28 protein-coding genes and 1 tRNA gene are annotated in these 26,083 nt (G+C 59.0%); 3 read left to right on the top strand and 26 right to left on the bottom strand.

What is annotated here, in order from left to right; translation table 11 throughout:
- Window positions 1-106 precede the first annotated feature (106 nt).
- From HYZ49_18435 to HYZ49_18375, 13 genes are all read right to left on the bottom strand, one after another.
- Complete coding sequence (locus HYZ49_18435) at window positions 107-2,575, bottom strand: AAA family ATPase (protein ID MBI3244262.1); 2,469 nt, start codon at window positions 2,573-2,575, stop codon at window positions 107-109.
- Window positions 2,576-2,591: 16 nt separating this feature from the next.
- Complete coding sequence (locus tag HYZ49_18430) at window positions 2,592-3,182, bottom strand: hypothetical protein (protein ID MBI3244261.1); 591 nt, start codon at window positions 3,180-3,182, stop codon at window positions 2,592-2,594.
- A 6-nt stretch (window positions 3,183-3,188) separates the two neighbouring features.
- The gene (locus HYZ49_18425) at window positions 3,189-3,539 is read right to left on the bottom strand and encodes a pyridoxamine 5'-phosphate oxidase family protein (protein MBI3244260.1); all 351 of its coding nucleotides are present in this window, start codon (window positions 3,537-3,539) and stop codon (window positions 3,189-3,191) included.
- A gap of 72 nt (window positions 3,540-3,611) precedes the next feature.
- On the bottom strand, window positions 3,612-4,112 hold the full coding sequence (locus HYZ49_18420) for a hypothetical protein (protein ID MBI3244259.1): 501 nt from the start codon (window positions 4,110-4,112) through the stop codon (window positions 3,612-3,614).
- Window positions 4,075-4,572, bottom strand: a complete 498-nt coding sequence (locus tag HYZ49_18415; GenBank protein ID MBI3244258.1) for a pyridoxamine 5'-phosphate oxidase family protein — start codon at window positions 4,570-4,572, stop codon at window positions 4,075-4,077. The genes HYZ49_18420 and HYZ49_18415 overlap by 38 nt, the downstream gene beginning before the upstream one ends.
- Window positions 4,569-5,048, bottom strand: a complete 480-nt coding sequence (gene paaJ / locus HYZ49_18410; GenBank protein ID MBI3244257.1) for a phenylacetate-CoA oxygenase subunit PaaJ — start codon at window positions 5,046-5,048, stop codon at window positions 4,569-4,571. The genes HYZ49_18415 and paaJ overlap by 4 nt, the downstream gene beginning before the upstream one ends.
- Window positions 5,049-5,127: 79 nt before the next feature.
- Window positions 5,128-5,874: a phenylacetate-CoA oxygenase subunit PaaC gene (gene paaC / locus HYZ49_18405; protein ID MBI3244256.1), complete on the bottom strand. Its 747-nt coding sequence runs from the start codon at window positions 5,872-5,874 to the stop codon at window positions 5,128-5,130.
- Between the two features lie 110 nt (window positions 5,875-5,984).
- Window positions 5,985-6,287 carry a 1,2-phenylacetyl-CoA epoxidase subunit B gene (paaH, locus tag HYZ49_18400; GenBank protein MBI3244255.1) on the bottom strand — a complete coding sequence of 101 codons (303 nt, stop codon included), beginning with the start codon at window positions 6,285-6,287 and terminating at the stop codon, window positions 5,985-5,987.
- Window positions 6,288-6,350: 63 nt separating this feature from the next.
- On the bottom strand, window positions 6,351-7,331 hold the full coding sequence (gene paaA, locus HYZ49_18395; protein ID MBI3244254.1) for a 1,2-phenylacetyl-CoA epoxidase subunit A: 981 nt from the start codon (window positions 7,329-7,331) through the stop codon (window positions 6,351-6,353).
- A 65-nt stretch (window positions 7,332-7,396) separates the two neighbouring features.
- Window positions 7,397-7,987 (bottom strand): TetR/AcrR family transcriptional regulator, encoded by a 591-nt coding sequence (locus tag HYZ49_18390; GenBank protein ID MBI3244253.1) that lies wholly within the window; start codon window positions 7,985-7,987, stop codon window positions 7,397-7,399.
- A gap of 91 nt (window positions 7,988-8,078) precedes the next feature.
- Window positions 8,079-8,528 carry a hypothetical protein gene (locus HYZ49_18385; protein ID MBI3244252.1) on the bottom strand — a complete coding sequence of 150 codons (450 nt, stop codon included), beginning with the start codon at window positions 8,526-8,528 and terminating at the stop codon, window positions 8,079-8,081.
- A gap of 432 nt (window positions 8,529-8,960) precedes the next feature.
- Window positions 8,961-9,209, bottom strand: coding sequence for a hypothetical protein (locus HYZ49_18380; GenBank protein MBI3244251.1), 249 nt, complete (start codon window positions 9,207-9,209; stop codon window positions 8,961-8,963).
- 2 nt (window positions 9,210-9,211) lie between these two features.
- Window positions 9,212-10,927, bottom strand: a complete 1,716-nt coding sequence (locus HYZ49_18375; GenBank protein MBI3244250.1) for a tRNA uridine(34) 5-carboxymethylaminomethyl modification radical SAM/GNAT enzyme Elp3 — start codon at window positions 10,925-10,927, stop codon at window positions 9,212-9,214.
- 130 nt (window positions 10,928-11,057) lie between these two features.
- Here HYZ49_18375 and HYZ49_18370 point away from each other — a divergent pair, with 130 nt between their 5' ends.
- On the top strand, window positions 11,058-11,513 hold the full coding sequence (locus HYZ49_18370; GenBank protein MBI3244249.1) for a class I SAM-dependent methyltransferase: 456 nt from the start codon (window positions 11,058-11,060) through the stop codon (window positions 11,511-11,513).
- Window positions 11,514-11,577: 64 nt separating this feature from the next.
- Here the strand turns inward: HYZ49_18370 and HYZ49_18365 are convergent, their stop codons facing one another.
- The 8 genes from HYZ49_18365 to HYZ49_18330 all read right to left on the bottom strand — a co-directional run bounded on the left by HYZ49_18365 (window position 11,578) and on the right by HYZ49_18330 (window position 18,015).
- The gene (locus HYZ49_18365) at window positions 11,578-12,138 is read right to left on the bottom strand and encodes a hypothetical protein (protein MBI3244248.1); all 561 of its coding nucleotides are present in this window, start codon (window positions 12,136-12,138) and stop codon (window positions 11,578-11,580) included.
- Between the two features lie 101 nt (window positions 12,139-12,239).
- The gene (locus HYZ49_18360; protein MBI3244247.1) at window positions 12,240-12,869 is read right to left on the bottom strand and encodes a haloacid dehalogenase; all 630 of its coding nucleotides are present in this window, start codon (window positions 12,867-12,869) and stop codon (window positions 12,240-12,242) included.
- Window positions 12,870-12,905: 36 nt separating this feature from the next.
- Entirely contained in the window at window positions 12,906-13,337 is a 432-nt protein-coding gene (locus HYZ49_18355) for a GxxExxY protein (GenBank protein MBI3244246.1), read from the bottom strand.
- Between the two features lie 42 nt (window positions 13,338-13,379).
- A complete protein-coding gene (locus HYZ49_18350) occupies window positions 13,380-13,715 on the bottom strand; it encodes a DUF3467 domain-containing protein (protein ID MBI3244245.1) in 336 nt (111 codons plus the stop codon).
- Window positions 13,716-13,805: 90 nt separating this feature from the next.
- A complete protein-coding gene (locus HYZ49_18345; protein MBI3244244.1) occupies window positions 13,806-14,228 on the bottom strand; it encodes a single-stranded DNA-binding protein in 423 nt (140 codons plus the stop codon).
- A gap of 101 nt (window positions 14,229-14,329) precedes the next feature.
- Window positions 14,330-15,217: a CPBP family intramembrane metalloprotease gene (locus HYZ49_18340; protein ID MBI3244243.1), complete on the bottom strand. Its 888-nt coding sequence runs from the start codon at window positions 15,215-15,217 to the stop codon at window positions 14,330-14,332.
- A gap of 61 nt (window positions 15,218-15,278) precedes the next feature.
- Window positions 15,279-16,037: a TIGR00266 family protein gene (locus HYZ49_18335; GenBank protein MBI3244242.1), complete on the bottom strand. Its 759-nt coding sequence runs from the start codon at window positions 16,035-16,037 to the stop codon at window positions 15,279-15,281.
- A 175-nt stretch (window positions 16,038-16,212) separates the two neighbouring features.
- Complete coding sequence (locus HYZ49_18330) at window positions 16,213-18,015, bottom strand: threonine--tRNA ligase (GenBank protein MBI3244241.1); 1,803 nt, start codon at window positions 18,013-18,015, stop codon at window positions 16,213-16,215.
- Window positions 18,016-18,229: 214 nt separating this feature from the next.
- Here HYZ49_18330 and HYZ49_18325 point away from each other — a divergent pair, with 214 nt between their 5' ends.
- Entirely contained in the window at window positions 18,230-18,862 is a 633-nt protein-coding gene (locus tag HYZ49_18325; protein ID MBI3244240.1) for a Uma2 family endonuclease, read from the top strand.
- Here the strand turns inward: HYZ49_18325 and HYZ49_18320 are convergent, their stop codons facing one another.
- The 4 genes from HYZ49_18320 to HYZ49_18305 form a co-directional block, all read right to left on the bottom strand.
- Window positions 18,863-19,426 carry an exonuclease gene (locus HYZ49_18320; GenBank protein ID MBI3244239.1) on the bottom strand — a complete coding sequence of 188 codons (564 nt, stop codon included), beginning with the start codon at window positions 19,424-19,426 and terminating at the stop codon, window positions 18,863-18,865. It lies immediately after the preceding gene.
- A 476-nt stretch (window positions 19,427-19,902) separates the two neighbouring features.
- Window positions 19,903-19,976, bottom strand: a tRNA-Val gene (locus HYZ49_18315).
- 72 nt (window positions 19,977-20,048) lie between these two features.
- The gene (locus HYZ49_18310; protein MBI3244238.1) at window positions 20,049-21,209 is read right to left on the bottom strand and encodes a dephospho-CoA kinase; all 1,161 of its coding nucleotides are present in this window, start codon (window positions 21,207-21,209) and stop codon (window positions 20,049-20,051) included.
- A gap of 79 nt (window positions 21,210-21,288) precedes the next feature.
- The gene (locus HYZ49_18305) at window positions 21,289-23,697 is read right to left on the bottom strand and encodes a hypothetical protein (GenBank protein MBI3244237.1); all 2,409 of its coding nucleotides are present in this window, start codon (window positions 23,695-23,697) and stop codon (window positions 21,289-21,291) included.
- A 215-nt stretch (window positions 23,698-23,912) separates the two neighbouring features.
- On the opposite strand from HYZ49_18305, the gene HYZ49_18300 reads away from it, so the two are divergent.
- On the top strand, window positions 23,913-24,932 hold the full coding sequence (locus tag HYZ49_18300) for an LCP family protein (protein ID MBI3244236.1): 1,020 nt from the start codon (window positions 23,913-23,915) through the stop codon (window positions 24,930-24,932).
- Window positions 24,933-25,008: 76 nt separating this feature from the next.
- Here the strand turns inward: HYZ49_18300 and HYZ49_18295 are convergent, their stop codons facing one another.
- Window positions 25,009-25,926 (bottom strand): magnesium transporter CorA family protein, encoded by a 918-nt coding sequence (locus tag HYZ49_18295; GenBank protein ID MBI3244235.1) that lies wholly within the window; start codon window positions 25,924-25,926, stop codon window positions 25,009-25,011.
- Window positions 25,927-26,083: the final 157 nt, after the last annotated feature.

Raw genomic sequence — 26,083 nt, 5'->3', positions numbered from 1 at the left:
AGGCCGCAGCCGAAGGGCGCTGGCGCCACAAAAAAAGAGACGACCCGCCGGGTCGTCTCTGCTAAAACCATTATCCGTTTTATTCGCTCTATCCGTTGTCTAAAAACTACGCCTCCGTCGTCTGCATCTGCTCGACCGGGATGCTGTCGCCGCCTTTGCGGAACTCGATCTGGTCTTCCTTCACGTCCACCGTCACCGTGTCACCAGAAGCAAAATCGCCGCGCAACATCTGCACCGAGAGCGGGCTTTCCACAAACTTCTGCAAGGCCCGGCGCAGTGGCCGCGCACCGAAAGCTTTGTCGTAGCCCTGCTTGGCCAGCCACTTGCGGGCGGCCTCGGTCAACTCCAGTTTCAGGCCATGCTCGCCAATGCGGTCGCGGATGTCCTTCAACTGCAATTCCACAATGCGCTCCACATCTTCCAGGCTGAGCGGCGAGAAGATGATGATCTCGTCCACCCGGTTGATGAACTCGGGGCGGAAGGTGGACTTGAGCGCCTTCTCGATCTTCTCGTGGTTCTCGTCCTCTTTGCTATCTTCGCCGTGCCGCAAAAAGCCCAGCGAGCCGGATTTCTGCACAAACTCAGTGCCCAGGTTGCTGGTCATGATCAGCACCGTGTTGCGGAAATCCACCGTGCGGCCCTGGCCGTCGGTCAGGCGGCCATCGTCCAGAATTTGCAAAAGCGCGTTCCAGATGTCCGGGTGGGCCTTTTCGATCTCGTCGAACAGCACCACGCGATAAGGCCGCCGTCGGACGGCCTCAGTGAGTTGGCCGCCTTCGTCGTAGCCCACGTAGCCGGGCGGCGCCCCGAAGAGCCGGCTGACTGTGTGTTGCTCGCGGTATTCGCTCATGTCCACCCGCACCAGCGCGTCTTCGTCGTCGAACATGAATCCGGCCAGCGCCTTCGCCAGTTCTGTCTTGCCCACGCCCGACGAGCCGAGGAAGATGAACGAGCCAATAGGCCGCTTGGGCGACTTGAGGCCGGAGCGGGCGCGGCGGATGGCGTCGGCCAGGGCATGGATGGCGGCATCCTGGCCGATGATGCGCTCGTGCAAACGCTCTTCCATGTGCAACAGTTTGGCCGACTCTGTTTCCAGCATTTGGTTCAACGGGATGCCCGTCCACTGCGAGATCACAGCGGCGATGTCCTTCTCGTCCACCTTCTCGTCAAGGTGTTGCTCGGCTTCCCAAGCGTCGCGTTTATGATTGAAGTCGTCTTCGTGGCGGATGCGTTGCACTTTGATCTCGGCGGCCCGCTGGTAATCGCGGGCGGCAGAGGCGGCGTCTTCTTCGGCTTGCAGGCGATCCACGTCCACTTTCAATTCCTTGAGTTCAGGCGGCAGAGAGTACAAGGCCACCCGGAGCTTGGCGGCGGCTTCGTCCATCAAGTCAATCGCTTTGTCGGGCAGTGAACGTTCGGTGACGTAGCGTTGCGAAAGTTTGGCCGCCGCTTCCAGGGCCGAGTCGGTGATGGTCACCTTGTGGTGCGCTTCGTAGCGGTCGCGCAGGCCCTTGAGCATTTCGATGGTGTCCTCGACGCTCGGCTCTTCGACGAAGACCGGACTGAAGCGCCGTTCGAGGGCGGCGTCCTTTTCGATGTGCTTGCGATATTCGTCGAGCGTGGTCGCGCCCACACATTGCAGTTCGCCGCGCGCCAGCGCCGGTTTGAGCATGTTGCTGGCGTCCATCGCGCCCTGAGCCGCGCCCGCGCCAACAACCGTGTGTAGTTCGTCAATGAACAAAATGATGTCGCCCTGCGAGCGTTGAATCTCCTCAATGGCGGCCTTGAGCCGCTCCTCGAACTCGCCCCGGAATCGGCTGCCGGCGATCATCGCGCCCAGGTCGAGCGAGATCACTTTCTTGCCGAGCAAAATTTCCGGCACGTCGTTGGTGGCAATCTTCTGGGCCAGCCCTTCGACGACGGCGGTCTTGCCCACGCCCGCCTCGCCGATCAACACCGGATTGTTTTTGGTGCGGCGCGACAGGATTTGAATGACGCGCATGATCACGTCGTCGCGGCCAATCACTGGATCAAGCTTGCCCTCTTTGGCGGCGGCGGTGAGGTCGCGGCTGTACTTCTCGAGGGTGCGATAGCGAGTCTCGGCCTGAGGGTCAGTCACCCGCTGTCCGCCGCGAATGTCTTTCACGGCATCGTTCACCCGCTCTTTGGTCACGCCGGCTTCGCTCAAGATTCGGGCGACAGCGGTGTTGCGCTCCGACAGGATCGCCAGGAAGATGTGCTCGGTCGAGATGTATTCGTCCTTGAGCCGGTTGGCTTCTTCGTTGGCCAGGTCAATGATCCGCTTGACGCGCGGGGTGATGAACACCTGCCCGGCCCCGCCGCCGTAAATGGCAACCTTGGGGCTGGCCCTCAGCACGTCGTCAATGCGGCGCTTGATCAACTCGATGTCCACCGACAGCTTCTCCAGAATTTGCGGGATCACGCCGTCGGGCTGTTCGAGCAGAGCCAGCAGGATGTGTTCGGTGTCCACCTGGTTGTGGCTGTATCGTTGCAGGATTTCGTAAGCGCGCGCGGCGGCATCCTGGGCGCGCTCGGTGAATCGGTCAAATCGCATCATGGTGATGTGTCCTTTACTCTTTGTTCAATCGTTCGCCCAATTGCTGGTAAAGTTTTCGAGCGTCTTCCAGCGGCAATTGCTCGACGATGGCCAACAGGGCCTCCAGCGACAAAGCAGTTGCCTTTCCAATAGCCTGTGTGCTTCCAGCCGCCTCTGGCGACTCTTGTTTGACGAAGTCGTAGGCTCGTTCCTTCGTGACCCCGGTTTCTTCAAAAATTTTGGCGGCCGCCGTGCCGTGCTCTGACAGGATCGCCAAAAAGATGTGTGTGGTGGAAATGTATTCGTCATTGAGCCAGTTGGCTTCCTCGTTGGAAAGGTCAATGATTTGCTTCACGCGTGGGGTGATGAAGACCTGCCCTGGTCCTCCGCCGAAAATTTTGGCGTTCCGGATTGACCGCAGGGCTTCGTCGAGCCGCTGTTTCGCTGGTTCAACACCTACGGACAACTTGCCAAGTACGCGAGGCACGACGCCGTCCGGCTGTTCGAGTAGCGCCATGAGAATGTGCTCACTGTCCATTTGGCTGTGGCCATATCGTTGGCAGACTTCATAGGCGCGCGCGGCAGTGTCTTGAGCCTGTTGGCTGAAACGGTCGAAGCGCATCATGGCACACTACTCCTTCCCCATCAAATGACGGCTAACCCGTACTTCGTAAACTTTGCTGTACTGGGTGTCGGTTGTGATGTCCCAATCATACTTTTCTTTGAATAATCGAATGACTTCGACGGAGGGCTGAACCGGGCTGGCTTCGCCCTCGACAACTAACGGATCGTTGCCATCTTCGAGCGAAAGAGCCATCCTGGAGTTGCTGTGCAAGTTTCGCGCCTTCACGCTCTTGGGGTCGGTGACAAAATACCAGTGGCCGTTAGCGGTGACGAACCAGACCGGCGCCAGATGCGGGCGGCCATCGGGCCGGACGGTGGCAACCCAAATGTTTTTGGCGGTGGCAAGCCGATTGCTCATCTGTTGACGATTATACCCCCGCCTGAGAAGCATTGTCGGCGGAAAGCGTTAGAACAGCATCAGCGGGCGCGGCTAGCCGAACGGGGAGGCCGCCACTCGCGGGGTTGCCTCTTCTTTTGCCTCGGCCCTCACCGCCTTCACTTGCTCCCACGGAATGGCCGGGCGGCGCAGGCCGCGTTTTTCGAGATAGCGTTTGGCCGACTCGCGAGCCTTGAAGAACGTTTTCAACCCGGTCAACGGGTTGGCAAAGCCAGTGCCCGAGACGAATTGCGTCGGGCGGAAGAACCAGCCCTGAGCATCTTCCTCCAAACGGCCACGTGCCAAAAAGTTGCTCAAGTTCCACAACAGCCGGTCGTGAGAGTGACACATCAGGCTGGCCGGCCCGGGCTGAAGCGACGTGCCGGGCGGAAGTTGGAGGCGCAAAACTTGGGCGACAGGATCGTGTTTGGGGACACACCGGACGCTGAAGGGGCAACCGTCGGCGTCGGGGGCGGTGATCACTGCGCTGGAGAAGCGAGTCAGGTTTTCGATCAGTTTAGGCCACATCGAGAGCTGGTTGCGTGAAATCGCCATTCGGCCACCACAAAATGCGGCGCGGGCTGACGTGAATGATCAGCCGCATGTAATACCAGTCCATTATCTTCTGGGCCAGCGGGTTGTTGCTGAAAATTTCCGAAGCAGGCTGGCGGGCGAAGATGGTGTCGCGCCAATACTCTTTCAATCCCGCACAAGCATCAAGCGCCGTTACAACTTTGTCGGGCGCGACGGCTGTGCCTTGCACCAGCACGGCGGGCGGGTTCGCCAGACCGCTTCCGGTCGAGTTGGAGAAGAGCAAAGAGACTCGCGGCTCCCGCCGGATGTTGAACGCTTTTTGTGGCAGGCCGATGGAAGTGGTGAGAAGAAACTGCTTCTGCTCCGGCAGGTAATGGGCTGGCATGGGCCACGTCATCGGCGTGCCATCTTTGGTGATGGTGGAAAATTCACAGGTGCGGAAGTGATCGAAGACGGCGAGGACTTCAGTAGGAAGAGTCATACCGGCTTGAACTGTTCGTATGACTGCTGGCAGTCGTGGCAGTAGTGGATGGCGCGACAAAGTGTCGGGCCGAAAGGCGATTCGAGCGTTGTGTTGTGCGAGCCACAGAACGGGCAGGGAACGTCCATGATTTGAATCAGGTTGAGTTCGCCGGAGTAGGGGGCGGGCGGGGCCAGGCCAAACGCTTTGAGCTTGCGGCGGCCTTCGGGCGTGATTCGGTTCGAGTTCCAGGGCGGGTCGTAGGTGATGGTCACTTTCACGTCGGCCAAACCGAGTTGGCGCAGGCGTTCCTCCATCGCGCCGCGCATCATCTCCACGGCGGGGCAACCGGCGAAGGTTGGCGTCATCTTCACTCGCACCGAGTTCTCGTCTACTTGCACGTCGGCAATCAAGCCCAGTTCGACGACGGACAGCGTCGGGATTTCAGGGTCGTGAACGTCTTGGAGGGCGGCGATGATTTGGGATTCGGTGATCATCTGGTCATCACTAATCAGTGAACAGTGATCAGTGAACAGTAATCAGAGGTGACTGATCACTGATTACTGTTCACTGCTTTTACCATTCCGCCTGCGGGTCAGTGCGATACACCAACTGCATGTCGTCCAGCAGTTTCGTCAAATGCTCGGTGTGCTGGCCGAGCCTGCCGCCGTAAATTGGCGGCGCTTCGACGATGATGACGCGCCCTTCGGCCAGCAGAGGGTCAATCATCGCCCGCCACCGGTCGCGCAGTTCGCTTTCGGGCGGCAGGATTCCATCGGCTACCAGGGCGGCTTCGTCGGGTGGCGGTTCGAACAGGCCGAGGGCGTAAGAATAAAGCGTGTCGAGCGCGGCTTGCAGGCGCAGGCGGCTTTCAATCGTGCCGTGGCCGAGATGCCTGATCCACGAGCGGGCATGCAGGAGATGATATTTCTCTTCGCCGATCAATTTGCGGGCCAACTGAGCCAGCGGCGCGTAGCCGGAATTTGTGAGGGCGGCCAGGCGCACGCTCTCGGCGGCGTCGTAGAAAAACTGGCGGGCGATGGTCGAAGCCCAGTCGCCCTTCGGCAGTTCACAGAGTTGGGCGCAGTGGAAGTCGTCGGCGTTGCGGGTGAAGGCCATGTCGTCGGGCTGGCCCGCGCCGAGGCCGGCGAGCAGGGTGTAATACGCTTGCGCGTGGCCGATCTCATCCTGGGCGATGGACGAAAGGGCGATGTCTTCTTCGAGGATGGGCGCGGTTCCGGTCCACTCGCTGTGGCGGTGGCCCATGATCAACTCGTCGTCGGCCAGGCGGAAGAGCAGGTTTTTGAGAGCTTCGTCGTTCATTCAAATATTTCTGTCAACGAATACGCTTCGCGAACGAATAAACGAATGTGTTGCCGAAGAGTTCGTTTATTCGTTGTGCGAAGCATTCGTTGACAGGCAGGCTGGTCATTCTATTTTGTCGCTTCTTTCTTTTTCTTCTTCACCTTATCGCCCACTTTGTAGCCAAACGCTTCGCGGTAACTCTTGTCGGTGGCATGGGCGAACATATCGGAGTCGGCGTAGTCGCTGGCGTGGATGTGGTCGGCGCGCACGACCCACAGGTTGACGCAGGCCATGCGCCGGGCATACTGCTCTTTCGCTAGAACCAACGCCATTTCAGCATCGGGCGCATGCACCGAGCCGACGTGAACGTGGTGCTCGCCGCGCGCTTTTTGGTGGAAGACTTCGAAGAGGGGCCATTGCGTATCAGACATAGGAACTACACCATCAAACGTCAAACGACAAACGACACGGTACTTTGACGTTTGTCGTTTCTTTCATTGAACGATTGGCGTCGCCTGTCTGTCCGCCGCCAGCGCCGCCCGCACCCAGGCGCCTTCTTCGTGCGCCAGGCGGCGGATGCCGAGCCTCTCGGCGTTGCACGGGCCGTCGCCGTTGATGACACGCTTGAACTCGCCCCAGTCCGGGTCGGAAAATTCCCACTCGCCGGTCGCGGGATTCTTCTTCAGGTTGGGATCGGGGACGGTGAGACCGAGTTCCCAAATTTTCGGCACGTACGTGTCCAGAAATTCCTGCCGCATCTCGTCGTTACTTCTGATTTTGACTTTCCAGCGCATGAGGATTTCGGTGTGGGCCGACATCTTGTCGGGCGGGCCGTGGAAGTGCATGATGGGCCGCCACCACCGGTTGAGCGCGTCCTGTAGCATGGCCCGTTGAGCCTTTGTGCCGCTGGCGAGCGTGATCACCGAGTCATAGCCGTACTTGAGATGGAACGACTCTTCATAGCAAATGCGCTTGAGGGCGCGGCAGTAGGGGCCATACGAACCTTCGGCGTTGGTGTTCTGGTTGATGATGGCCCCGGCGTCAATGAGCCAGGCGATCACGGCGGTGTCGGCCCAACTTGGAGTCGGGTAGTTGAAGACGTTGGAGTATTTGGATTTGCCAGAGAGCAGGTCGTCAATCATCTGCTCGCGGCTCTTGCCCAGGGTCTCGGCGGCGCGGTAGAGCAGTTGGGCGTGGCCGACTTCGTCCTGCACCTTGGCCACCAGTGCCAGCTTGCGCCCGAAGCCGGGCGCGTGCGGAATCCATTTGCCTTCGGGCAGAGCGCCCATGATCTCGCTGTGGGCGTGTTGCTCGATCATGCGAATCAACTGGCGGCGGTATTCGGCAGGCATCCAGTCGGGCGGCTCGATCTTTTCGCCGCGTGCGATGTGGGCCTCAAACTCGGCCAGCTTCTCCGGGTCTTCGCCCGCAATGGGGGACTGTTTGATGTCGGTGAAGGTTGTGGAACCGTACATTCGCGTATTGCGTATCGCGTATTGCGTAAACCGTAAATCTACGGAATACGCATTACGCAATACGTTCAAACCATTCGAGAGAGTCCATTCAACAACATATCCGCTAGAGTGCGGCCCACTTCTTCAGCCGTCAGCGGGCCGTCTGGCTTGTACCACTGGTGAGTCCAGTTGAGGGCCGAGAGGACGAGCAGGGCGGCGAACTTTTCGTCTACCGGGGCGAAGATGCCAGTGGTGATGCCGTCGCGCAAAATGGCGCGGAACAGGGCCTCGTATTCATCACGACGCTTTGCGAACCGGTTTCGCCGCCGGGTGCTTAAGTGCCGCCACTCGTTGAAGTACACCGCCGCCGCGTCCAGATTGCGGGTGATGACGCCGACGTGGGCGATGATGGCTTTGCGGAGTTTGAGTTGCGAAGGTTCGTCGGAAGTGGCGATAGGTTCGAGGGCAGCGAAGAACTCGTCAGCGGCGCGGCTGGCGATGGCCCACAGCAGTTCTTCCTTGCCGCCGATGTGGCTGTAGAGGCTGGCCCCGCGCACGCCCAGTTCGTCGGCAATGTCGCGCACGGTCGTGGCCAGATAGCCCTTCTGCCGGAAGAGGCGCTCGGCGGCGGCGGTGATTTGGGTCTGGCGGGTGAGGGTGTCGGTGCGGGTTGCCATGATGGTTTCCCTAATGGGTGTTAGGGAAAGGGTAGCATGGGAGGGGAAGGAATGTCAAGGCAAGTTCAAGCAATTTATCAATGCAGCGGCCTTAGTTTGAAAAACGGGTGGCAATTCCCATAACACCGATTCCAATGCTTGCCAGAGCCAGCGAAATTGTTAGCCAATTGGGCGTCAAGTTTTCAACAATCACTCCCACCAATTGAGGGCATGATGCCGATGGGCCAAGGTATGCTAAAACAACCAGCCCGATTATGCAAGCAAAAGCAGTAGCAAGCAAGAATTGAAGAGGAGAGATAACGGGCTTTGCTTTGCGATTAATAATAAAAACGGAAAGCCATATACCTATTTCAGTGAATACAGTTGCCCAACCAAGACGGTGAAGGAAGTTGTAAGTTTTTTGTGCGGACTCGCTTTGCCAATCGACTTTTCCAATACCACAAGTTGGGCTAAAACCTGGAAACAGTTCTCCCGTAAAAAGCATTGGCTGAGATTCCCAGAAACGGGCAACGATTTCCGACTGTTTGCCGATTTCTGGCATCACTGGAGCGTTGCTAGCTGGTTCTGTGGCAGGCGAATTGGTGATCAATCCAAGGGGACTGGGGCCGAGGAGGGGTCGAACAGTGAGAGTTACCCAGGGTAGAAAAAAGACGGTATATCCGAGCAACATGCTTATGAGAGTGTATGTTGTTGGATTGATAGAATGCTTTGACTGAGACTGCATATGGCTAAACTTAGGGCCTGTCAAAGAGCAACGTCGCATTTTGGGAGCGGCTTATTATGAGTCAGCCAAGAGGTGAGGTAGGGTTGGCCCTCTAATCCGCTAGGGACCTTGATTCACGCTTCACCTTTGCTCTGCGGGGGAAGCTCCTCAGCAGTGGCTGGGGAATTTTAGAAACAGGGTGGTGGGCGGATTAGAGCGGCCCCACTGCGCTCCCAACTCAAACTGCGGAGTGATAATACTCGCGGGTATTTACCGCGCCTTGCTGACGCTTCGGCGTTTGGCCGGCACCAGGGTGATCAACGCGCGAAGCGCCTTGTTGACGGCTTGAGAGTCGGGGAAATACTCGCGCACATCGGGTTCGAGCATCACCGCGCCATCGGCAAGAATGAAGTAACGAACACTAACCGTTCCATCCTCCTGGTAGACTTCGACTGTATGGCCTTGCTGATAGGCGCGATAACACTTTCCACGCACGCCCTTCTTGCTAGTCAAACGCATCTTTATTCCAACCTCTTCGTCATATACAACCCCTCCACCTCAAACCCCCGCTTGCGGTAATACTCGCGGGTGCCGATGGCCGAGATGACGGCCATTTTGTTGAATCCGGCTTCCCCGGCGAGTCGTTCGGCTTCGGTCAGGAGTTGCGTGCCGAGGCCTAAATGTTGGGCTTCGCCACTGCTGTCGTCGCCGAGGCTGAGGGCGGGGCCGTAGATGTGGAGTTCGCGAATCATGGCGGTGTCGGCGATTTCGGGGAGGTGGCCCTCACCCCCAACCCCCGCTTGCGCGCCGTTCGGAACAGCACCGAACAGGAGAGGGGAGTCGGCTCCCTCCCCTGTCGAGTGTTCTTCTCGACGGGGGAGGGCCGGGGTGGGGGCCGGGAGCGAGAGGCGTAGAAATCCTGCGACTTTGTCGGCGCTGGTGACGAAGGAGATGAAGTGCTCGACGCCGACGCGGGTTTCGTAGGTGAAGGTTTCAAGGTGCAGGTCGGCGGCCTCAACCGTTGCACCGCGCACTTCGCGGGCGCGCAGGCATTCGTATTTCTGGCCGCGCTCGCTAATCAGTCGTTCGGCATCCTGCCGCAGGTTGGAGCGCTTGCTCCCGGCGACAACGTTGGGGGCCGGAATGTCGCGAATGACGCGGTTGACCCGGCAGTAGCGCGGCACTTTCGTCAGGCAATCGGCGACGAGTTCGAGCAATTCGTCGTCGGTGTAAGGTGTGTACTCGCCTCTCTGCCAGTAGTCGTAAAGCTCGGCGTTGGCCAACAGCGAGCAGGGGTAAATCTTGAGTTCGTCGGGGCGCAGGCCGGGGTCGCTCCACAACTTCAGGAAATCGGCGCGGTCGGAGTCGGGCGTTGCGCCGAGCAGGTTGGGCATCCAGTGCAGGACGATTTTGAATCCGGCGGCCCGGAGCAGGCTGACGGCTTCCCGTGTTTGCTCGACGGTGTGGCCGCGTTTGTTGATCTCCAGAATGTGATCATCCAGACTCTGCGCGCCCATTTGCACTTTGGTGACGCCGAGATGACGAAGCCAGCGAATCTCGTCCCATGTCACATGGTCGGGCCGGGTCTCGACGACCAGGCCGACGTTGCGGTGGGCGGCGTTTTCGTTCCAGCGCTGCGCCTCTTCAAGAGAAGCGGAGTCGCGTCCATTCATCGCGTCGAGGCAACGCTGGACGAACCATTCTTGATAGTCGCGGCGGTACGACGACCACGTGCCGCCGAGGATGAGCAGTTCCACTTTGGCCGCGCTGTGGCCGTTGAGTTCAAAAGCGCGGATGCGGTTGGCGGTTTGGGCGTAGGGGTCGAAGTTGTTCTGCTCGGCTCGCATGGCGCCCGGCTCGTCGTGCAGGTAGCTCTTGGGCATGCGCACGTCGGTCGGGCAGAAGATGCACTTGCCGGGGCAGGGGTACGGTTTGGTGAGCACGGTGACGGGGGCCACGCCGGAGATGGTGCGCGTGGGTTTCATTTGCAGTCGCTTGAGGGTGTCGCGCTCGAAAGGAATGATGCCCGCCTCGCACAATCGCTTGTAAGCTTGTACGATGTGGTGCTTGCTGAACGCGCCGCCGCCGGGTTTGGGGTGGCGGCGGAGAAGGTCGCCCAAATCGTTGGCGGTGAATATCGGCAAGGCGCGCACGGCTTGCACGATGGGCAGGATGTGTTCATCGTGTTCGTCGTCGTGAAAATGCGTTTCGCGCCAGTGGGCGAGGTCAGAATGCATGAGGCAAGTATAATTCAAAACGTCTCTGCTAGTTTGGGCGACAAATTCAGCCACGAATTTCGCTAATTATCACGAATTGCTCTTGGGCAAACAAATTCGTGTGAATTCGTGTAATTCGTGGCAAAGACCAGTGGATTTTATTCAACTCAATCGTGACTTCTACAACTCCTTCGCCGCCGAGTTCTCCGACTCGCGGGCGGCGATCAACCCTGGCATCCGGCGGGCGCTGGCGATGTTGGATTGCGCTTCGGTGCTGGACGTGGGTTGTGGCGATGGACGGGTGAGCCGGGTTTTGCCGGAGAGGGGCAACTACGTGGGTCTCGACTTCAGCGCCCGACTCATCGGGCGGGCCGCCTCTGAAAAACTACCCTTTGTTCTGGCCGATGTTTCCGACTCGCTTCCCATTGCCACCGGCGCTTTCCCGACCCTCATCTGCTTTGCCGTTCTGCATCATTTGCCGGAGCGAGAGTCGTTCGTGCGCGAATTGGCGCGAGTGGTCAAGCCGGGCGGGCGGGTGGCGCTCTCCGTCTGGCAGTTCACGCACAGCGAGCGAATGCGAAAGAAGATCGAGCCTTTCGCTCGTTGAGATGTTTCGTTCGGATGGGCGCTCGAACGATCTTTCGCTTTACGTCGTCCTTGAGGCGCAGTAGTTAGGGCTGTGGCGTGGCCTGCTTGGGGGGCTTGTTGGCCTTGCGGAAGTCGCGCACGGCCTTGCCAAGAGCTTTGGTGGCGTCGCGCAGAGTCTGCCGCGCTTCACGAAGGGCCGCGCCGGCGCTCTCCAACGTTGCTTTCGCCTGATCGGCGTCGGTCACTTTGCCGCTGTCGTCGAAACCGGCGTGGGTGTCCACAATGCCTTGCGCTTCGTCGTGCTTGGCCTGCGCCTCGTCAATCTGCTCGTTGAACGTTGCCAGCGCGGCTTCGAGCGCAGAGGTGTCTTTGCCCTTCGCCTTCAATTCATCAATCAGGGTTTGCGCTTTGTCTGCGCCCGACTGGGCCTTATCAATGTTGGCCTGCTGAGTCTCAAGCCGCTCCTGGAGTTTCTGGAAGGCCTTTTCCAGGCGGGCGTTGGCGTTGCCCTGCGGGGGCGTGCCCTCTTGGGCGCGGGCGGCGGAAACAGGGGCGGCCACGATTCCGGCCAGGGCAATGGCGCAGGCGGCGAAGCCGGTGACGACGAGAGAGAGAATTTTGGTGGTGATAGTTTTGGTGATCATTTTTCGTTGCTCCTTATATTTGAGATGCTTCAACTATAGGAGCAACATGTTTCCTTCACACTCTTCTCTTGTAAAAAGCCTGTAAAACGGGTTAGCCGACTCTAAGAACTTTGGTCTTCGTGCCTTTTCAACGCTTCCTGCAATTGCTGTTGGCGGATGCTCATCGTCAGGTCGCCGCGGGTGCGTTCGGTGACGCCGCGCACCAGGTCGGTGGTGCGGCGCAGGCCGCCGGTGATGGCGTCCGGGTAGTCAATCGTCACCAGTAGGTTGTAAATTTCGTCCATCGCTTCCAGCAGGCGCTCGGCTTCGGCGGAGTGGTCGTGGCGGATGATGTCGAGACAGCGGCGGCGCATTTCGCTGGCGGCCTCGCCGAGGCCGTTGAGGTAGGCGGCATATTCGACGCCGATGGCTTCCGGTTCGGGCAGAGGCTCGTTGGCGATCAGGGCCAGCACGATGTTGGCTTCGGCGAACTCCTTGAGCGCGTCCTGGGTGTAACCGGCGTGATACAGATCAGGATAAGCAACCAGGTCGGCGCGGATGGCGTCCACGATCTGGCGGGCCTGGGCGAGCAGGGCGCGGGCCTCGTCGCGCTCGTCGCGGTGGGCGGCGCGGATCGAGTTGGCGCAGAAACGGATGAGCGAACGCGAACGCTCAAGTGCTTTGTCGCGGGCGGCGTTCTTGGCGGTGAAATTGTCACGAATGCGGGAGGCGATTTGGTCTAAGTTGTTCATGGTTTTGACAACGGATGTAACGGAGATAACGGATGATTATTTCGATTTGGTTTGGCGAGCTATGAAAGCTGGAGAGGCTTGCACGGCCAGGGATGGGAAGAGACGCTTCTGTTGTAGTCGGGCGGCGCCGAAGTTGATCAACAGGCCGACAGGTAAACCGGATGCCGCTAGATAAGAAAGCACTTGTTGTTCATGAATTGGCGCAAGGGTTGCAACTGCCTTGAATTCAAGCACTACCGTTCGTTCAACCACAAAGTCCAGCTCAAACTTTCCTACAATCTGTCCTCGGAAAAATATCTCTATGGGGAACTCACGGTCGTGTTGCACCTTCTCGGCTTTCATCAGCATTTCCATTGCCTTTTGGTAAAACTCTTCCGGGAATCCTGGCCCAAGTTCATTATGAACAGCCATCGCCAACCCGATAACCTTGTAGGTCAAAGCATCATGAGGCGTGATTATTTTAGCCATGATTTTTCTCCCATCCGTTCAATTCGCTAAATCCGTTGACCCTCATTCGGGCTTGGGCGGTTTGAAGAGCTGGTCGGCCAGACCGGTGGGGAGGATGATGGGGCCGAACTGGGCCTCGTATTTCGCCAGGTTGTCGCCCAGCGCCTTGTGCAAAACTTTGGCGTTCATGGGCGTGAGGATGATGCGGGCCACGATCTTGGATTTAGGCGTGTTGGGCAGGACGCGGGCGTAATCAATGATCACTTCAGACGGGCTATGGGTGATGATGGCAAAGTTGGTGTAGATGGCGTCGAGATTGATGGGTAGTTCCAGTTGAATTTGTTGGGGCGGCTGAGGGGCCGGGGCGGGCGATTGGGAGGGAGAAGGCTGATCACTCATGGCAATTTCCAATTCTTCGTAAAAGGAAAAACAGCCGCCGGTGGTGTGCCGACGGCTGTTAGGGCTGTGTTTATGAGTGGCGGCTGAAGTTTAGAAGGGGATGTTCTCTTCGTCGGTGGGGGCATCGTGTATAACAGGCGCCCCTGGCGCGGCGGCCTCCCCGTCGCGTTGACCGCCGAGGAACCTCACACTCTCAGCCGTGATCTCGAATGACGAGCCGCTGGTGCCATCCTGCCGAGTGAAAATCTTGGGGCCGCCAGTGGCTTTGTCGGCATTGAGCCGCCCTTCAATCAGCACCGGTCTCCCCTTTTTGAGATACTGATTGCAAGTTTCGGCCTGCTTGCCCCACACCGACACCCGGAACCAGGTTGTTTCCTCAACCTTGTTGCCGCCCTTGTCGGTGTACTTGCGGCTGGTCGCCACGCTGAAGCTGGTGACGGCGTCCCCGTTGGGCGCGTAGCGCATCTCCGGGTCTTTTCCCAAATTGCCTGCGATAATGATTTTCTGGTACATGGTAAGTCTCCTTGTGTAAGTTACCACCTGCCTTGTGCAGGTGGGTCAATTGGAATGCACCTATAGTACGACTGTATTGAGCGATTGTCAATACAGATGTTCTAATTTTTGGGCCTGAACGGCCCGAAAAACCATAGGTAAAACAGGCCAATGCTGACCAGTGAGCCGACCAGGTTGTAAACGGCGTCCAGTTCGCCCACCGTGAAGACGGCGGGGGTGATGAGCGCGCCGCCTTTGTAGTTGGCGAACAGGGCGGTGAACAGGTTGTTGCCAGCGTGGACGCCGAGCGCCAGTTCGAGGCTGTTGTCCTTGAGCGACACCCAGGCCAGGAATGTGCCGAAGCTGAAATAAAACAGAACCAACAGCCAGAAGTTGACGGCGACTTCTGGGTTGGCAAGGTGCGGCAACATGAAGAGGAAGCCGGACAACAGGCTCAACACAACCGGATTCTTGATGAGCAGGCCGAAGCCTTGCAGAAGGTAGCCCCGAAAGAAAAACTCCTCAGCCGTCGTTTGAATCGGGATCAGAATCACGGAGGCGATGGCAAACGGGATGAAGCGGGCGAGGTCGAATTCGAGTTGATAACGGCCAGGATACAGAATCGACTCGACTGCCGACATGGCCGCCGCCAACAACCCCCAAACCAGGAATCCCTGCCCGACCCGTTTCCAGTTGACGGCGCTGGCCGCGGTGATCAATGTTCTTGGGGGCCGCCGATGAATCAGGATCACGGCGATGATGACGCCGACGAGGAAGATCACGAAGCTGATCATCAACAGAAGAAACGACCACAGCGGATCGACTCCGATAAGCTGGCCGGTGTTTAAGTCAACGTCGGTGGCCGGGTTACCATCGGCTTTGAGAATGATGACAGCAGCGACAAGCGGAAGCGAGCCGACGATGAGCCAGACGAACAGAATAAATGGCACGGCGATCAAAAACCGCCACCATTGATTCTTTCCCTGTTGAGCAACATCCAGATAAGACATCTTGCTCCTTGAGTCAAACGCCCGGCGCAAGAGCCGGGCATTTGATGGTGACCGTTGAGTTTTAGCCGGCCGAAGCTTTGGGCATGTAGGGCATGATAGCCTTTGCCAGGTTCATCGTCGGCATGGTCTGCAACCACACCCGGCCCGGCCCGCGCAGGGTTGCCAGGAACAGCCCCTCGCCGCCAAACAGGATGTTGGTCATGCCGCTCACCATCTCGATGTCGAAGTTCACCGTCGGCTCGTACATCGCTACATGGCCGGTGTCGGCCTTGAGCACCTCATTCGGGCCGAGCGTGTATTCCATGATCTCGCCGTCGAGGCAGACAAAGGCGACGCCTGGCCCGGTGAGCTTTTGCATGACGAAGCCCTCTCCGCCAAACAAGCCCGCGCCCAGCTTGCGCCGGAAGTGAATGTCCAGCCCAACGGTTTTTTCGGCGCACAGGAACGCCGACCTCTGGGCGATCATCTGCTGGCCGTCGGCAAGCGTCACCGGAACAATCTTGCCGGGGAAGTCGGAGGCGAAGGCCACTGTGCCTTTGCCGCCCTGGCTGGTGTACTCGACCAGAAAGAGCGACTCGCCGCTGACGGCGCGCTTGAGCACACCGCCCAGGCCGCCGCCGCGTCCGCTGGTCTTCATCACGATGTTGCCGCTCATCCAGGCCATGCCGCCGCTTTCCGAGTAGACGGTCTCGCCGGGATCGAGTTCCATGATCACCGCTTGCAACGTTGTGCCGATGATCTTGTACTCCATGCCCGTTTGCCCCTTGCCACTGGCTGTGACGGTGGGATCGGGCAGATCAAGTCGTTGTGGATTGGTCATTGTTAGTCTCCTTATTTCCAGAGTCGTAACTACCATCGATCTCTCTTAGAACGCTGATGAACGCGGATAAAACGCTGATCTTCGCTGATTTTCAAAAAACATCGGCGTAAATCTGCGGCAAATCTGCGTAATCTGCGTTCCAATTTCCTACTCGTGAGTAGTTTTTGGGTCTGACTTAATCGCCGTTCTCAACCGCCTTCTTCATCATTTCAATCACCTCAGCCAGTGGTTTGGCCTTCAGGTCTTCGCCGGAACGCAGGCGAACCGCCACTGCGCCCGCCTCGGCCTCTTTGTCGCCCGCTACCAGCATGTAGGGAATCTTTTGCAGTTGCGCGTCGCGAATCTTGGCCTGCATACGTTCACTGCGCGAGTCCACTTCCACCCGGAAGCCCTGGGCCTTCAACTGCTCGGCCACTTTGTTGGCATACTCGGCGTGGCGGTCGGCGATGGGAATGATCATTGCCTGCACCGGCGCGAGCCATACCGGGAACGCGCCCGCGAAGTGCTCGATGATGACGCCCAGGAACCGTTCCGTCGAACCCGTGACGGCCCGGTGCAGAAGCACGGGCGTGTGGGCCTGGCCGTCCTCGCCAACGTACTCACAACCGAGACGAGCCGGTTGAATGAAGTCTACTTGAATCGTGGATAACTGCCACTCGCGGCCTAAAACGTCGCGGGCCAGGAAGTCGGCCTTGGGGCCGTAGAAGGCGGCTTCCCCTTCGACAGCTTCGTACTCAACGCCGTTCGCGTCGAGTGCGGCCTTGAGGGCGTTCGTCGCCAGCGTCCACTTCTCGTCGTCGGCCACGAATTTGCCTTCACTGCCGCGCAACGAGAGGCGCACACTGTAATCCGTGAACTTGTAGCGGCCCAGCACTTCGCGAATGAGGTTGAGGCAGAGGGTGAACTCCTGCTCGATCTGATCCGGGCGGCAGAAGATGTGGCAGTCGTCCTGCGTCAGGGCGCGCACGCGCGTGAGGCCGCTCAACTCGCCTGTCTTCTCGTAACGGTAGAGCGTGGCGAACTCGGCGAAGCGCAAAGGCAGTTCCTTGTGCGAATGCAGGCCCATCTCTTTGTAAAGCGTCATGTGGCTGGGGCAATTCATAGGCTTGAGGCGGAACGTCACGCCCTCGTCTTCCATCGGCGGGAACATCGAGTCCTTGTAGTTGTCGTAGTGCCCCGACTTCTTGTACAGGTCCTCTTTCACCAGATGGCCCGTCCACACATGTTGGTAGCCATACCTCGTCTGCGCCTCGCGCACATACTTCTCCATCTGGTAGCGCAACATCTCGCCTTTAGGTGTGAAGAGAGGCAGGCCGGGGCCGACGTCGTCGGAGAGGTAGAACAGGCCAAGCTCTCTGCCCAGCTTGCGATGATCGCGCTTCTTAGCCTCTTCGAGTTTCCAGAGATACTCTTCTAACTCTTTCGCCGTCTTCCAGGCCGTGCCGTAGATTCGTTGCAGTTGCGGGCGCTCCGCGTCGCCGCGCCAGTACGCGCCGGCGATGCTCATCAGCTTGAAGGCCGAGGGGTTGATCTTGCCCGTGTGCTCCACGTGCGGCCCCCGGCACAAGTCCGTGAACGTGTCGTGCGTGTAGAACGAGATGACCGGCTTTTCTGTGGTTGGGTTGCCGTACTCGTCCACGCCACCCTTGTCCAGCCCGTCAATCAGCTCCAGCTTGTAAGGCTGATCTTTGAACTGGACGCGGGCCTCGTCGGCGCTCACTTCCTGGCGCGCGAACTTGTGGTTGCCGCCGATGATTTGCCTCATGCGCTTCTCAATGGCTTCGAAGTCGTCGAGCGTGAGGGCGTGCGGCAGGTCGAAGTCGTAGTAAAAGCCGTTTTCAATGGGTGGCCCGATGGCGATCTTGGCCTGGCCCGGCTCGAACAGTTCGCTCACAGCCTGGGCCATCACGTGCGCCGCCGAGTGGCGAATCTTGTAAAGCTCCGACTCTTCGTAGCGTTCTTTCGGTTGGTTGGGCATTTTTGATCTCCTTCAGTAGAGCGATTTGGCAAATCGCTCTACGAACAATTGGGTTTCTCTGCCGAACCGCTTTAGCAAACATGGCGCGGCCCGGCAGAGGCGCGGTTCACAGCCTTTGCCGGGGCCGCTTGATAGTGTTGGTGTTGGGGTTAGTCATATTCCCTCCTTTTGCCGTCCTTCGCCGAATGTGCTAGACTCTCGGCAAGGTAAAAGAATGACAATTGTAAGCGCTCCGTTTACGCCTCAGACATATTCGCCCACTGCCCAGACTGAGCAGGAACTGGCCTACGAACTCCTCAGCGAACAAGTGTGGAGCGAAGAGGCTTACCTGGTCTTTTCAGAAGCCTTTAACCGCCCGATGGAACTCTCGAACGGCCGACTGGTGGTTTTGCCTATGCCAACCCTGACTCACCAACGCATTCTGAAGCGTTACATCAATCTTGTGACTGACTGGCTGAAAGAGAACAACATCGGCGAGGTTTTGTTCGCGCCTCACCCTGTCCGCCTGTGGCCGGGCAAATACCGCGAGCCGGACTTTATGTTCTGGCTCAATGAGAATCGTGACCGCATGGGCGAACGAGAAAGTGGGCCGCCCGATTTAGCAGTAGAAATCATTTCACCCAGTAACGAGCCGCACGACACAGAAACGAAGTTTCGCGAATACGCCCAGGCCGGCATTCCTGAATATTGGATCATCAACCCGCAGGCTCGCCGCGTTTCCGTTTACACTCTTGACGGTCGGACGTTCAAGCTTTCGGGACAGTTCAACTCCGGCGACCACGCCCGCTCAATTCTTCTCAACGGCTTCGAACTTGCGGTAGACGACCTGCTTTCCGCCGAAAGCTGATCACTCGCATTTCATCCCCACATTCTCGGCCAGCATATTACAGAACAACGCCCCTTGCTCAATGGCGTCGTCCAATGCCAGATGCGTGTGCGGCAGTTGGTCGAACCAGCGCTTCGGCATGTTGTCCTTCGTCGCCTCGCGGTATTCCTTCCTCAACAGCGCCATCGCATACGTTTTGATATCCAGCGCCGAGTGCGAGAACGGGCTTTCGCCCGTGAACTTGATGAGATACCAGTAGACGAACATGAAGTCGTAGGCCGCCGGGTAGGCCACGAACACCGGTCTGCCCGGCAATCGCTTCAACCACGTCAGGTAATTCTTCATCGCCACATGCGGCGGCAACAACTCTTTTCGGCAAGCGTCCCAGGCCTCGGCCTGGGTCTGCCACCAGGCCATGGTCTCCGGGTGGCCCGACGCGCCGGGCAGTGTCTCCAGGTTGGCCGCGAATGTGCTCACCAGCGTTTTGTTCGGCAGGTAAGCCGCCGAGGCAAAGCTGAGCATGGAGTGCGGCCCCGGAATCGGGCCATCGGCTTCGATGTCGGTGCTGACGTAAATTTCGGGCATGGTTCACCTCACGCCAAGACGCGAAGAGCGCAAAGGAAAGAAAGGAAACGAAGGGAAACCTTTGCGGGTTCAATGGCACAAAACAAAAGCTCTCGCCCCAAGTTTGGGGCGAGAGCTTCCTCACGCGGTTCCACCCAATTTAGTCGGGTGGTCGAGTGGTCAATTGGTCGAATAGTCGAGCAACACGCTGACTACCAGACCACGAGACTACTGGACGACCAGACCATCTCTTGCGGCTGTAACGGGCCGGCCCGTTTCCCTTACTAGGTTGGGCGAAGGAATTGCGCCCCTACGTTCAGGGTTACGCTTGCGGGTGGTTTTGGCTGTTGCTTTGCCGGCGGTGGCTCTCAGTCCGTGGCCGCCGCTTCCTGTTGCACGCTCAACAGTTACTCGTCCCGGTCAACGCGTTTCAATTCTCTAATTCTCCAATTTGCCAATTCTCTTTTGATGGGAGAATTGGAGGATTGGAGATTGTGTGGGCGGTATAGGACTTGAACCTACGACCTTTGCTATGTCAAAGCAACGCTCTAACCAACTGAGCTAACCGCCCGAAGTGTTTGCATTATACAGAGTCAGTGGGGGTTTGACAACCTGCTTTTGCGCCCTGAGCGAAGTTGAAGTGCTACACCGGCCTCAGCACCCGGTCTTCGCGCAGTTTCTTGAACATCGTCATCGTTCCCGGCGGCTGCGACTCTTTCACGGCTTCGCGCCAGGCAGTGATGCTGATGCTATCGGCAGTGATTGGCTCGTAGCCGGCGCCGGCGAAGGCGGCTTTGGCCCCGTTGCCAAGATCGGGCTGAACAAACACAAAGGCGGCTTCACTCTGTAGTTCCTGCGATGCCGCTTCAATCGTGTCCAACATCGGGCCGATGACCACATCCGGCGGCACGCTGTTGAGCAGGTGAAGGTCGTCCACCCGCGTCACCAGGTTTTCCACCTGCCACCCGGCCAGCGCGCCCAGGGTGTTGTTGACGTGCGCCAGCACAAACGCCTTTTGCCCAAAGAGGGCCATGATGTCGGCGCGGGTGAGCGAACTCTTTGCCGTTTGATTAATAAAGTTGGCGATGGCGGCGGCGTCTGCCGGTTTGCCTTTGCGAATGGCGACAGCGGGCGCGGCTCCGACCCTGGCCGGGGTGGCTTGGGGAGCCGCCTCGGCCTCCTCGGCCTTTTGTTTTTGCGCCGTCGGCACCAGCTTGTTCCATGCGCCCTGCACCTGCGACCAGGTATCTTCAAACGACCCCATGTTCTGAATGACGATGGTGGCCTTGGCCATCTTCTCGGCTTGTGCCGACTGGGCGGCAATGCGCAAGCGGGCCTGCTCAATCGTCATCCCGCGTTTCTGCATCAGCCGCACCACCTGCATCTCTTCGGGCACGCTCACCACCCACACTGAGTCACAGAGGGCGGCCAATTCACCCTCCAGCAATTTGATGGCTTCGATGACGACGACGGGTTGTTTGGCGCGGGCGGCCAGAATGTTCACTGCCTGGCGGACGATGGGATGAATGATGGCTTCAAGCTTGGCCAGGGCCTTGGGGCTGGAGAAGACAATGTTGCCCAGGGCCTGGCGATCAATCTGGTCGTCACTGCCCAGAATGAACTGGCCGAACGCCTGCACCACCTGGTTGTAAGCCGGGCCGCCCTTGGCCATGGCCTGATGCGAGAGGCCGTCGGCGTCAATGCCGAACGCGCCCAGATGCTCCAGCATCTTGCGCACCACGCTCTTGCCGGTGGCAATGTTGCCGGTCAGACCGATGACGTATTTTCCGGGCCATTGGCTCATGGGCAGTATTCTATCTTTCGCGAGAATGAGAGTCAAGCAATCAGACGCCAAGTGTCGGGCCAGATACTTGGCGTTTGATTTAAGGCCGCTGTGCCCGAAAGACGTTGTTTCCGGCGGCGACGAAAATATCCTTATTCGAGCCGATGGCAATTGCCGTCATTGCTTCGGGCAGAACTGCCTCAGGCTTTTGCTGGCGTTGCAGAACCAGCTTCAGGCTCAGTTGATAAACGCCATTCAATCCCTGATCGAGCAGGTAGAGCGAAGGCTCCGGCGGCGGGTCGTAGAACAAGGCTCTGGGCGCGATCATGTCTTGCAGACGGTCGCCGCTGGGGCGGCCCGGCCGCGAGTCGGAGTAGAGCGCGTTTTCAACACAGCTTGGCTCCAGCGTATTTGGGTCGCGGGCGCAAAAGGTGAGCCGCCCGTCGGCCCGCAGAATGTAAATATCGCCCTGAGCGATGGTGAAGCTGACGGCGCTTGAAAGATCGAAGACCTGAGTGGTGAAGTAATTCTTGGGCCGGTCAGAGAACACGCCGCCCACGCGATCATACGACCAAATCTGGTTGCCGCCCGGGTCGAGCACGTACAGCCGGTCGGCGTAAAGTTCAATGGCTTGTGGCGACTTCCAGCCAGAGTCCGGCGGAATTAAACCGGAGGCTTCGGGCAAAGTGCCATCGGGCTTGCAGTACATTAGGTCGCCGTCGGCGTCCATCGCCAGCAGGGCGGGCTTGCCCACAATGTTCGGCGTGTTGAGCCAGACGATGTCCACGATGTGGGTGATGTTATACGAGCCGACCGGCCCGGCGCTACACTCGAAGCCCCGGTCAACGCTGAAGCGGTCGGCTTCGGTGAGCAGGGCGCGGTAGACTCGCCCTTGCGACGAATCGAGGGCATACACTTCGTTGCCGTTGACGACCAATTCGGTGAGCGTGGCATCCGGGGCCAGGCCGCCCTGAATCAGCGGCTCGAACGCCAATCGTTGGACGTTGTCCACTGCGTCCAACGCCTGCTGGGCCTCGGCGCGCAGGGCCGCCGACTCGGGGCGTCCGGCATAAATGATGTCGGCCTGATTCAAAAGAGAGAGCGTGGTTTCCCAGTGTGGCTGGGCGGCCAGCGGGTCGGGCGCGGTGCGGGCCAGGCTAGCTTCCAGTTTCGCGGCCTCCAGATATTCTCTGAACTCCTTGTCGCGCCCGCGCTGGACGTAGACAACGCCGACCAGCAAACCGATCAGGATCGGAGTCAGGATCGCCACTGCCATCAAGACCGAGTTTGGAATGCGAAGGTCGCCGGCGCGGAGGCCGCCTTCCGGCAAAACGCGGCCCAGCAAATTGCTGCTGGAGCCGGAGAGGGAGCCGCCCAGCGACGAGAAGCCGCGCTTGAGTGAAGCATCAAGGTTGGCGAGAGGCAGGCCGGTGAACCAACGTTTGAGGCGCTCGCCCAGTTCGCTTAGGGTTGTCTTGAGATCAAAGCGCTTCGATTCCTCGTCGGCTTCAACCGGCTCGGCGTTCTCGTCTTCCTCAAACTCGTAAGCATGCTCGCCAATTTGAACGACAGCCGGGAGCGTATTCGAGTCAGGCGCGGAGGCGGCTTCCACTTCGACGGATGAGGAGTCGCCCATCGCCGTCGAGGCGCGCACCCGCGATATAATTCCAGCCAACGCCGAGGTGTCGGACTCGGAAACCGGGATTGCTTCCATGACCGGCTCCGAGGCCGGTTCAGCCGCCACTGGTTGGGGAGCGGATTCCGGCATCGTCACCGCCGTCGGCGGCTCAACCGACGCTTTCACCAACGGCTCGGCGGGCGGCAGCGGCGCGGCAGTGATCGCGCTTCGCGGCCTGGCGGGCGGAATGCCTTCGGCTACGAAACGAGCGACGAGCACACACGCCTCAGAACCGGAGAGCCGGGTGAGGCGGGCCACCGCCGACTCGAGCGTGGCGCTGGGCAGATTGGTAAAGGACGTGGATTCCCATGCCGCCGGCGCGGCGCGAGTGAGTAAGACATAATCGGCGGCGGCGACTGAGGTGTGAAAGTATTGCACGTCGGGCATTTGCCCCAGGCCGAGAGGCCGCGAGTCGCGTGAGGCGGCGGGGAAACGTTCGACGGCGTTGGCGTGCAGAATGATCACCTGCCCTGGCCCCGATTGCGCCACGTAGAGTTCGTTGCCGCGAAGCACGGCGCAACTCAGCCCGCCCGAGACGGCGTCCACGCCGAGCAGGCGGTTAGTGTCGAGCAATTTGCTGTTGAGGGCGCTGATGGCGGCGCGGGTGGCCGCCGTCACCGAGCCGGGTGTGCCAAAGTACACGCTGGCAATGTGGTCAAGCCACTCGGCTTGCAAGGGCGAGTTCATGTAGAGTCCCAGGAGCAACATGTCGCGGTCGCGGCTTCGGGCGGCGCGGCGGGGCGCGGCTCGCACGGCAAAGCCGGGCGGAACTTCAGTCTGGCGAACGCCGTCAATCAAATGCACGTAAGCTACATCGGCTTCAAGGGACATTGCGGGTAATTCTACGGTCACAAGGCTCATAACACAAGTCGGGTAATGTCTTTTAGTGCGGTCGTAAGGGCGAAGCATTCGGGCGAATTGTTTGGCGAATAGCAAACTTTCCTTCCGAATGCTGCGCCCCTACCAGGATCAACGGATTGATGGACGAACAACCTCAACCAACACAAAGACAGCCAGCCCGGAAACGTTCCGGGTGTATTCATTTTTTGACCATTGCTCTGGCCTGGGTGGTGGGCGCAAACATTTGCCTGACTCTGGGCTTCATCGGCGTTTACTGGCGGACTCGCTCTCAGGCTCTGGCCGCCAACGAGACTCCGCCGCCGCCGCTCGAAGTGTTGCAGACGATAGTGCCGGGGGTTTCCGGGCCAACCATTCGCGAGCCGACTCCGGTTCCCACCGCCACGCTAGTTCCATCAACCGGCGTGGTCAACATCCTGCTCATGGGCAAGGACGAGCGTCCCGACGAAGCCGGTCAGCCCACCCGCACCGACACCATGATGGTGCTTCGTGTTGACTTTGATAATCAAACGGCCAAATTGCTGGCTCTGCCACGCGATGTGTGGGTGGCCCTGCCCAACCTGGAGGCCTACAAGATCACCGAAGGCCGAATCAACACTGCTTATTACTACGGCGAACTTTACGATTTGCCCGGCGGCGGCCCGCGCGAAGCGATGGACGCTGTGACTCTCAACTTCGGCATCCCGCTCGATCATTTCGCCCTCGTCAACTTTCAAGGCTTTGTCAACGGCGTGGACGCGTTGGGCGGCATTGACATTGAGGTGCCAAAGCGCATCTACGACGACAAATTCCCGACCGACGATTACGGCTTCATGACTCTGATCGTCGAGCCTGGCCTCCAGCACATGGATGGCCTCACTGCCTTGCGTTACGCCCGCACTCGCCATCAGGACAACGACACCGAGCGCATCAAACGCCAGCAGTTGGTTCTGCTCGCCATCCGCGACAAGGCCATCGGTGTTGACGCTGTTTCGCGCCTGCCGGAGCTTTACACTGCCGCCGCCGGCACGTTCGAGACCGACTTGACTCTGCCGCAACTCGTTTCCTACGGCTTGACGGCGCAGAAAATTGACCGCTCGCGGATCACAACTTACGCCATTGACCAGACTTATCTGGCGGCGTGGGTCACGCCCGGCGGGGCGAACGTCTGGATCCCTCAACGTGCAAGTATCGGGCCAGTTGTAGAAGCGTTTTTGGCGACGCCGTAAGACCTGCTGAAAGAGGAGCGAGGAGAGAAGAGAGAGGGGTGGCAATCGCTACGCTCTTCTCTCTTCTCTTTTCTGTTTACAGCCACCTTCGTTGTCGCAAATACCACACCAGCGCGGCGGTGAGGGCGACGCCAAAGGCAATGACCACGTAGAACGACGCCGGATGTTCCTTGAACGGCAAAACGACGTTCATACTAAAAATGGTCGAGAGCAAGGTGAGGGGCAGGGTGAGGACGGTGATGATCGTCAGCACTCTGACGACTTCATCAATGCGGTGCGAGGCCAGAGTGTCAATCGTGTCCGAGAGGCCGTCCACCACTTCGATGTGCTCGTCGAGCATGGACTGGGTTTGCTTGAGCCGGTCATTGATGTCGCCCCAGTAGAGAGTCAAATCGTCGTGAATGAAGGGCCAGTTGCCGGTGGCCAGGGAGGCAATCACATCCAATTGCGGCCTAAGGATGCGGCGCAGGGCGATCAGTTCGCGGCGGACGAGGGCGATCTCGTTGAGGATGTGACGGGTGTCATTGCTGAACAAATTGTCTTCGATATGGTGAATCTCGTGGTCGAGGCGCTGGACGAGAGGGAAGTTATAGCCAATAAACGCATCGAGCAGGTGATAGAGCAGGGGGCTGGCCCCGCGCCCCATCAGACGTTCACGGGCGTCGGCGTCTTTCTGGGCCTGGGTGAAGAGATCGTCGAGCGGGGGAAGTTGGCCGCTGTGTGAGGTGACGAGCGTACCTCGGGCGACGAAGATGTCCACTTCCACCGGGCGGGAGAACTGGGCCTTGTCGTCATGAACCGGCATTTGCACCACCATGAACAGGTAATCGTCGTGATGGTCGAGCTTGGGGAACTCCAATTCGCTCAGGCAGTCTTTGAGATTCAGGGGATGAAACTGCGGGTAGCGGGCGCTGAGTCCGTTAATATCGTCTTGCGTCGGCTTGACGATGTTGGTCCAGGTGACGCGACCGTGAGTGAGGAGGGAAGTTGGCATTGCAGGCTGGAGATTAGAGATTGGGTTTACAGCGGCGCTCGTTCATTTACCAGCGGCGCACCAGAGGGACTTCAACTGTGTAGTCCGCGTTCAATTTGGTAATGACTCTGCGCCGGGTCATTTGGTCGAGAGCTTTGAGTGTTGCAGAGTCGGCGTT

This window comes from Chloroflexota bacterium (assembly GCA_016197225.1).
GTDB lineage: Bacteria > Chloroflexota > Anaerolineae > Anaerolineales > VGOW01 > VGOW01.
This window is presented reverse-complemented; position numbering and strand designations above follow the sequence as displayed.

Coding starts and splice junctions, on each gene's coding strand:
- HYZ49_18435 (MBI3244262.1), bottom strand. CDS start 2,575: ATGCGATTTGACCGATTCACCGAGCGCGCCCAGGATGCCGCCGCGCGC.
- HYZ49_18430 (MBI3244261.1), bottom strand. CDS start 3,182: ATGATGCGCTTCGACCGTTTCAGCCAACAGGCTCAAGACACTGCCGCG.
- HYZ49_18425 (MBI3244260.1), bottom strand. CDS start 3,539: ATGAGCAATCGGCTTGCCACCGCCAAAAACATTTGGGTTGCCACCGTC.
- HYZ49_18420 (MBI3244259.1), bottom strand. CDS start 4,112: ATGGCGATTTCACGCAACCAGCTCTCGATGTGGCCTAAACTGATCGAA.
- HYZ49_18415 (MBI3244258.1), bottom strand. CDS start 4,572: ATGACTCTTCCTACTGAAGTCCTCGCCGTCTTCGATCACTTCCGCACC.
- paaJ (MBI3244257.1), bottom strand. CDS start 5,048: ATGATCACCGAATCCCAAATCATCGCCGCCCTCCAAGACGTTCACGAC.
- paaC (MBI3244256.1), bottom strand. CDS start 5,874: ATGAACGACGAAGCTCTCAAAAACCTGCTCTTCCGCCTGGCCGACGAC.
- paaH (MBI3244255.1), bottom strand. CDS start 6,287: ATGTCTGATACGCAATGGCCCCTCTTCGAAGTCTTCCACCAAAAAGCG.
- paaA (MBI3244254.1), bottom strand. CDS start 7,331: ATGTACGGTTCCACAACCTTCACCGACATCAAACAGTCCCCCATTGCG.
- HYZ49_18390 (MBI3244253.1), bottom strand. CDS start 7,987: ATGGCAACCCGCACCGACACCCTCACCCGCCAGACCCAAATCACCGCC.
- HYZ49_18385 (MBI3244252.1), bottom strand. CDS start 8,528: ATGCCAGAAATCGGCAAACAGTCGGAAATCGTTGCCCGTTTCTGGGAA.
- HYZ49_18380 (MBI3244251.1), bottom strand. CDS start 9,209: ATGCGTTTGACTAGCAAGAAGGGCGTGCGTGGAAAGTGTTATCGCGCC.
- HYZ49_18375 (MBI3244250.1), bottom strand. CDS start 10,927: ATGCATTCTGACCTCGCCCACTGGCGCGAAACGCATTTTCACGACGAC.
- HYZ49_18365 (MBI3244248.1), bottom strand. CDS start 12,138: ATGATCACCAAAACTATCACCACCAAAATTCTCTCTCTCGTCGTCACC.
- HYZ49_18360 (MBI3244247.1), bottom strand. CDS start 12,869: ATGAACAACTTAGACCAAATCGCCTCCCGCATTCGTGACAATTTCACC.
- HYZ49_18355 (MBI3244246.1), bottom strand. CDS start 13,337: ATGGCTAAAATAATCACGCCTCATGATGCTTTGACCTACAAGGTTATC.
- HYZ49_18350 (MBI3244245.1), bottom strand. CDS start 13,715: ATGAGTGATCAGCCTTCTCCCTCCCAATCGCCCGCCCCGGCCCCTCAG.
- HYZ49_18345 (MBI3244244.1), bottom strand. CDS start 14,228: ATGTACCAGAAAATCATTATCGCAGGCAATTTGGGAAAAGACCCGGAG.
- HYZ49_18340 (MBI3244243.1), bottom strand. CDS start 15,217: ATGTCTTATCTGGATGTTGCTCAACAGGGAAAGAATCAATGGTGGCGG.
- HYZ49_18335 (MBI3244242.1), bottom strand. CDS start 16,037: ATGACCAATCCACAACGACTTGATCTGCCCGATCCCACCGTCACAGCC.
- HYZ49_18330 (MBI3244241.1), bottom strand. CDS start 18,015: ATGCCCAACCAACCGAAAGAACGCTACGAAGAGTCGGAGCTTTACAAG.
- HYZ49_18325 (MBI3244240.1), top strand. CDS start 18,230: ATGACAATTGTAAGCGCTCCGTTTACGCCTCAGACATATTCGCCCACT.
- HYZ49_18320 (MBI3244239.1), bottom strand. CDS start 19,426: ATGCCCGAAATTTACGTCAGCACCGACATCGAAGCCGATGGCCCGATT.
- HYZ49_18310 (MBI3244238.1), bottom strand. CDS start 21,209: ATGAGCCAATGGCCCGGAAAATACGTCATCGGTCTGACCGGCAACATT.
- HYZ49_18305 (MBI3244237.1), bottom strand. CDS start 23,697: ATGTCCCTTGAAGCCGATGTAGCTTACGTGCATTTGATTGACGGCGTT.
- HYZ49_18295 (MBI3244235.1), bottom strand. CDS start 25,926: ATGCCAACTTCCCTCCTCACTCACGGTCGCGTCACCTGGACCAACATC.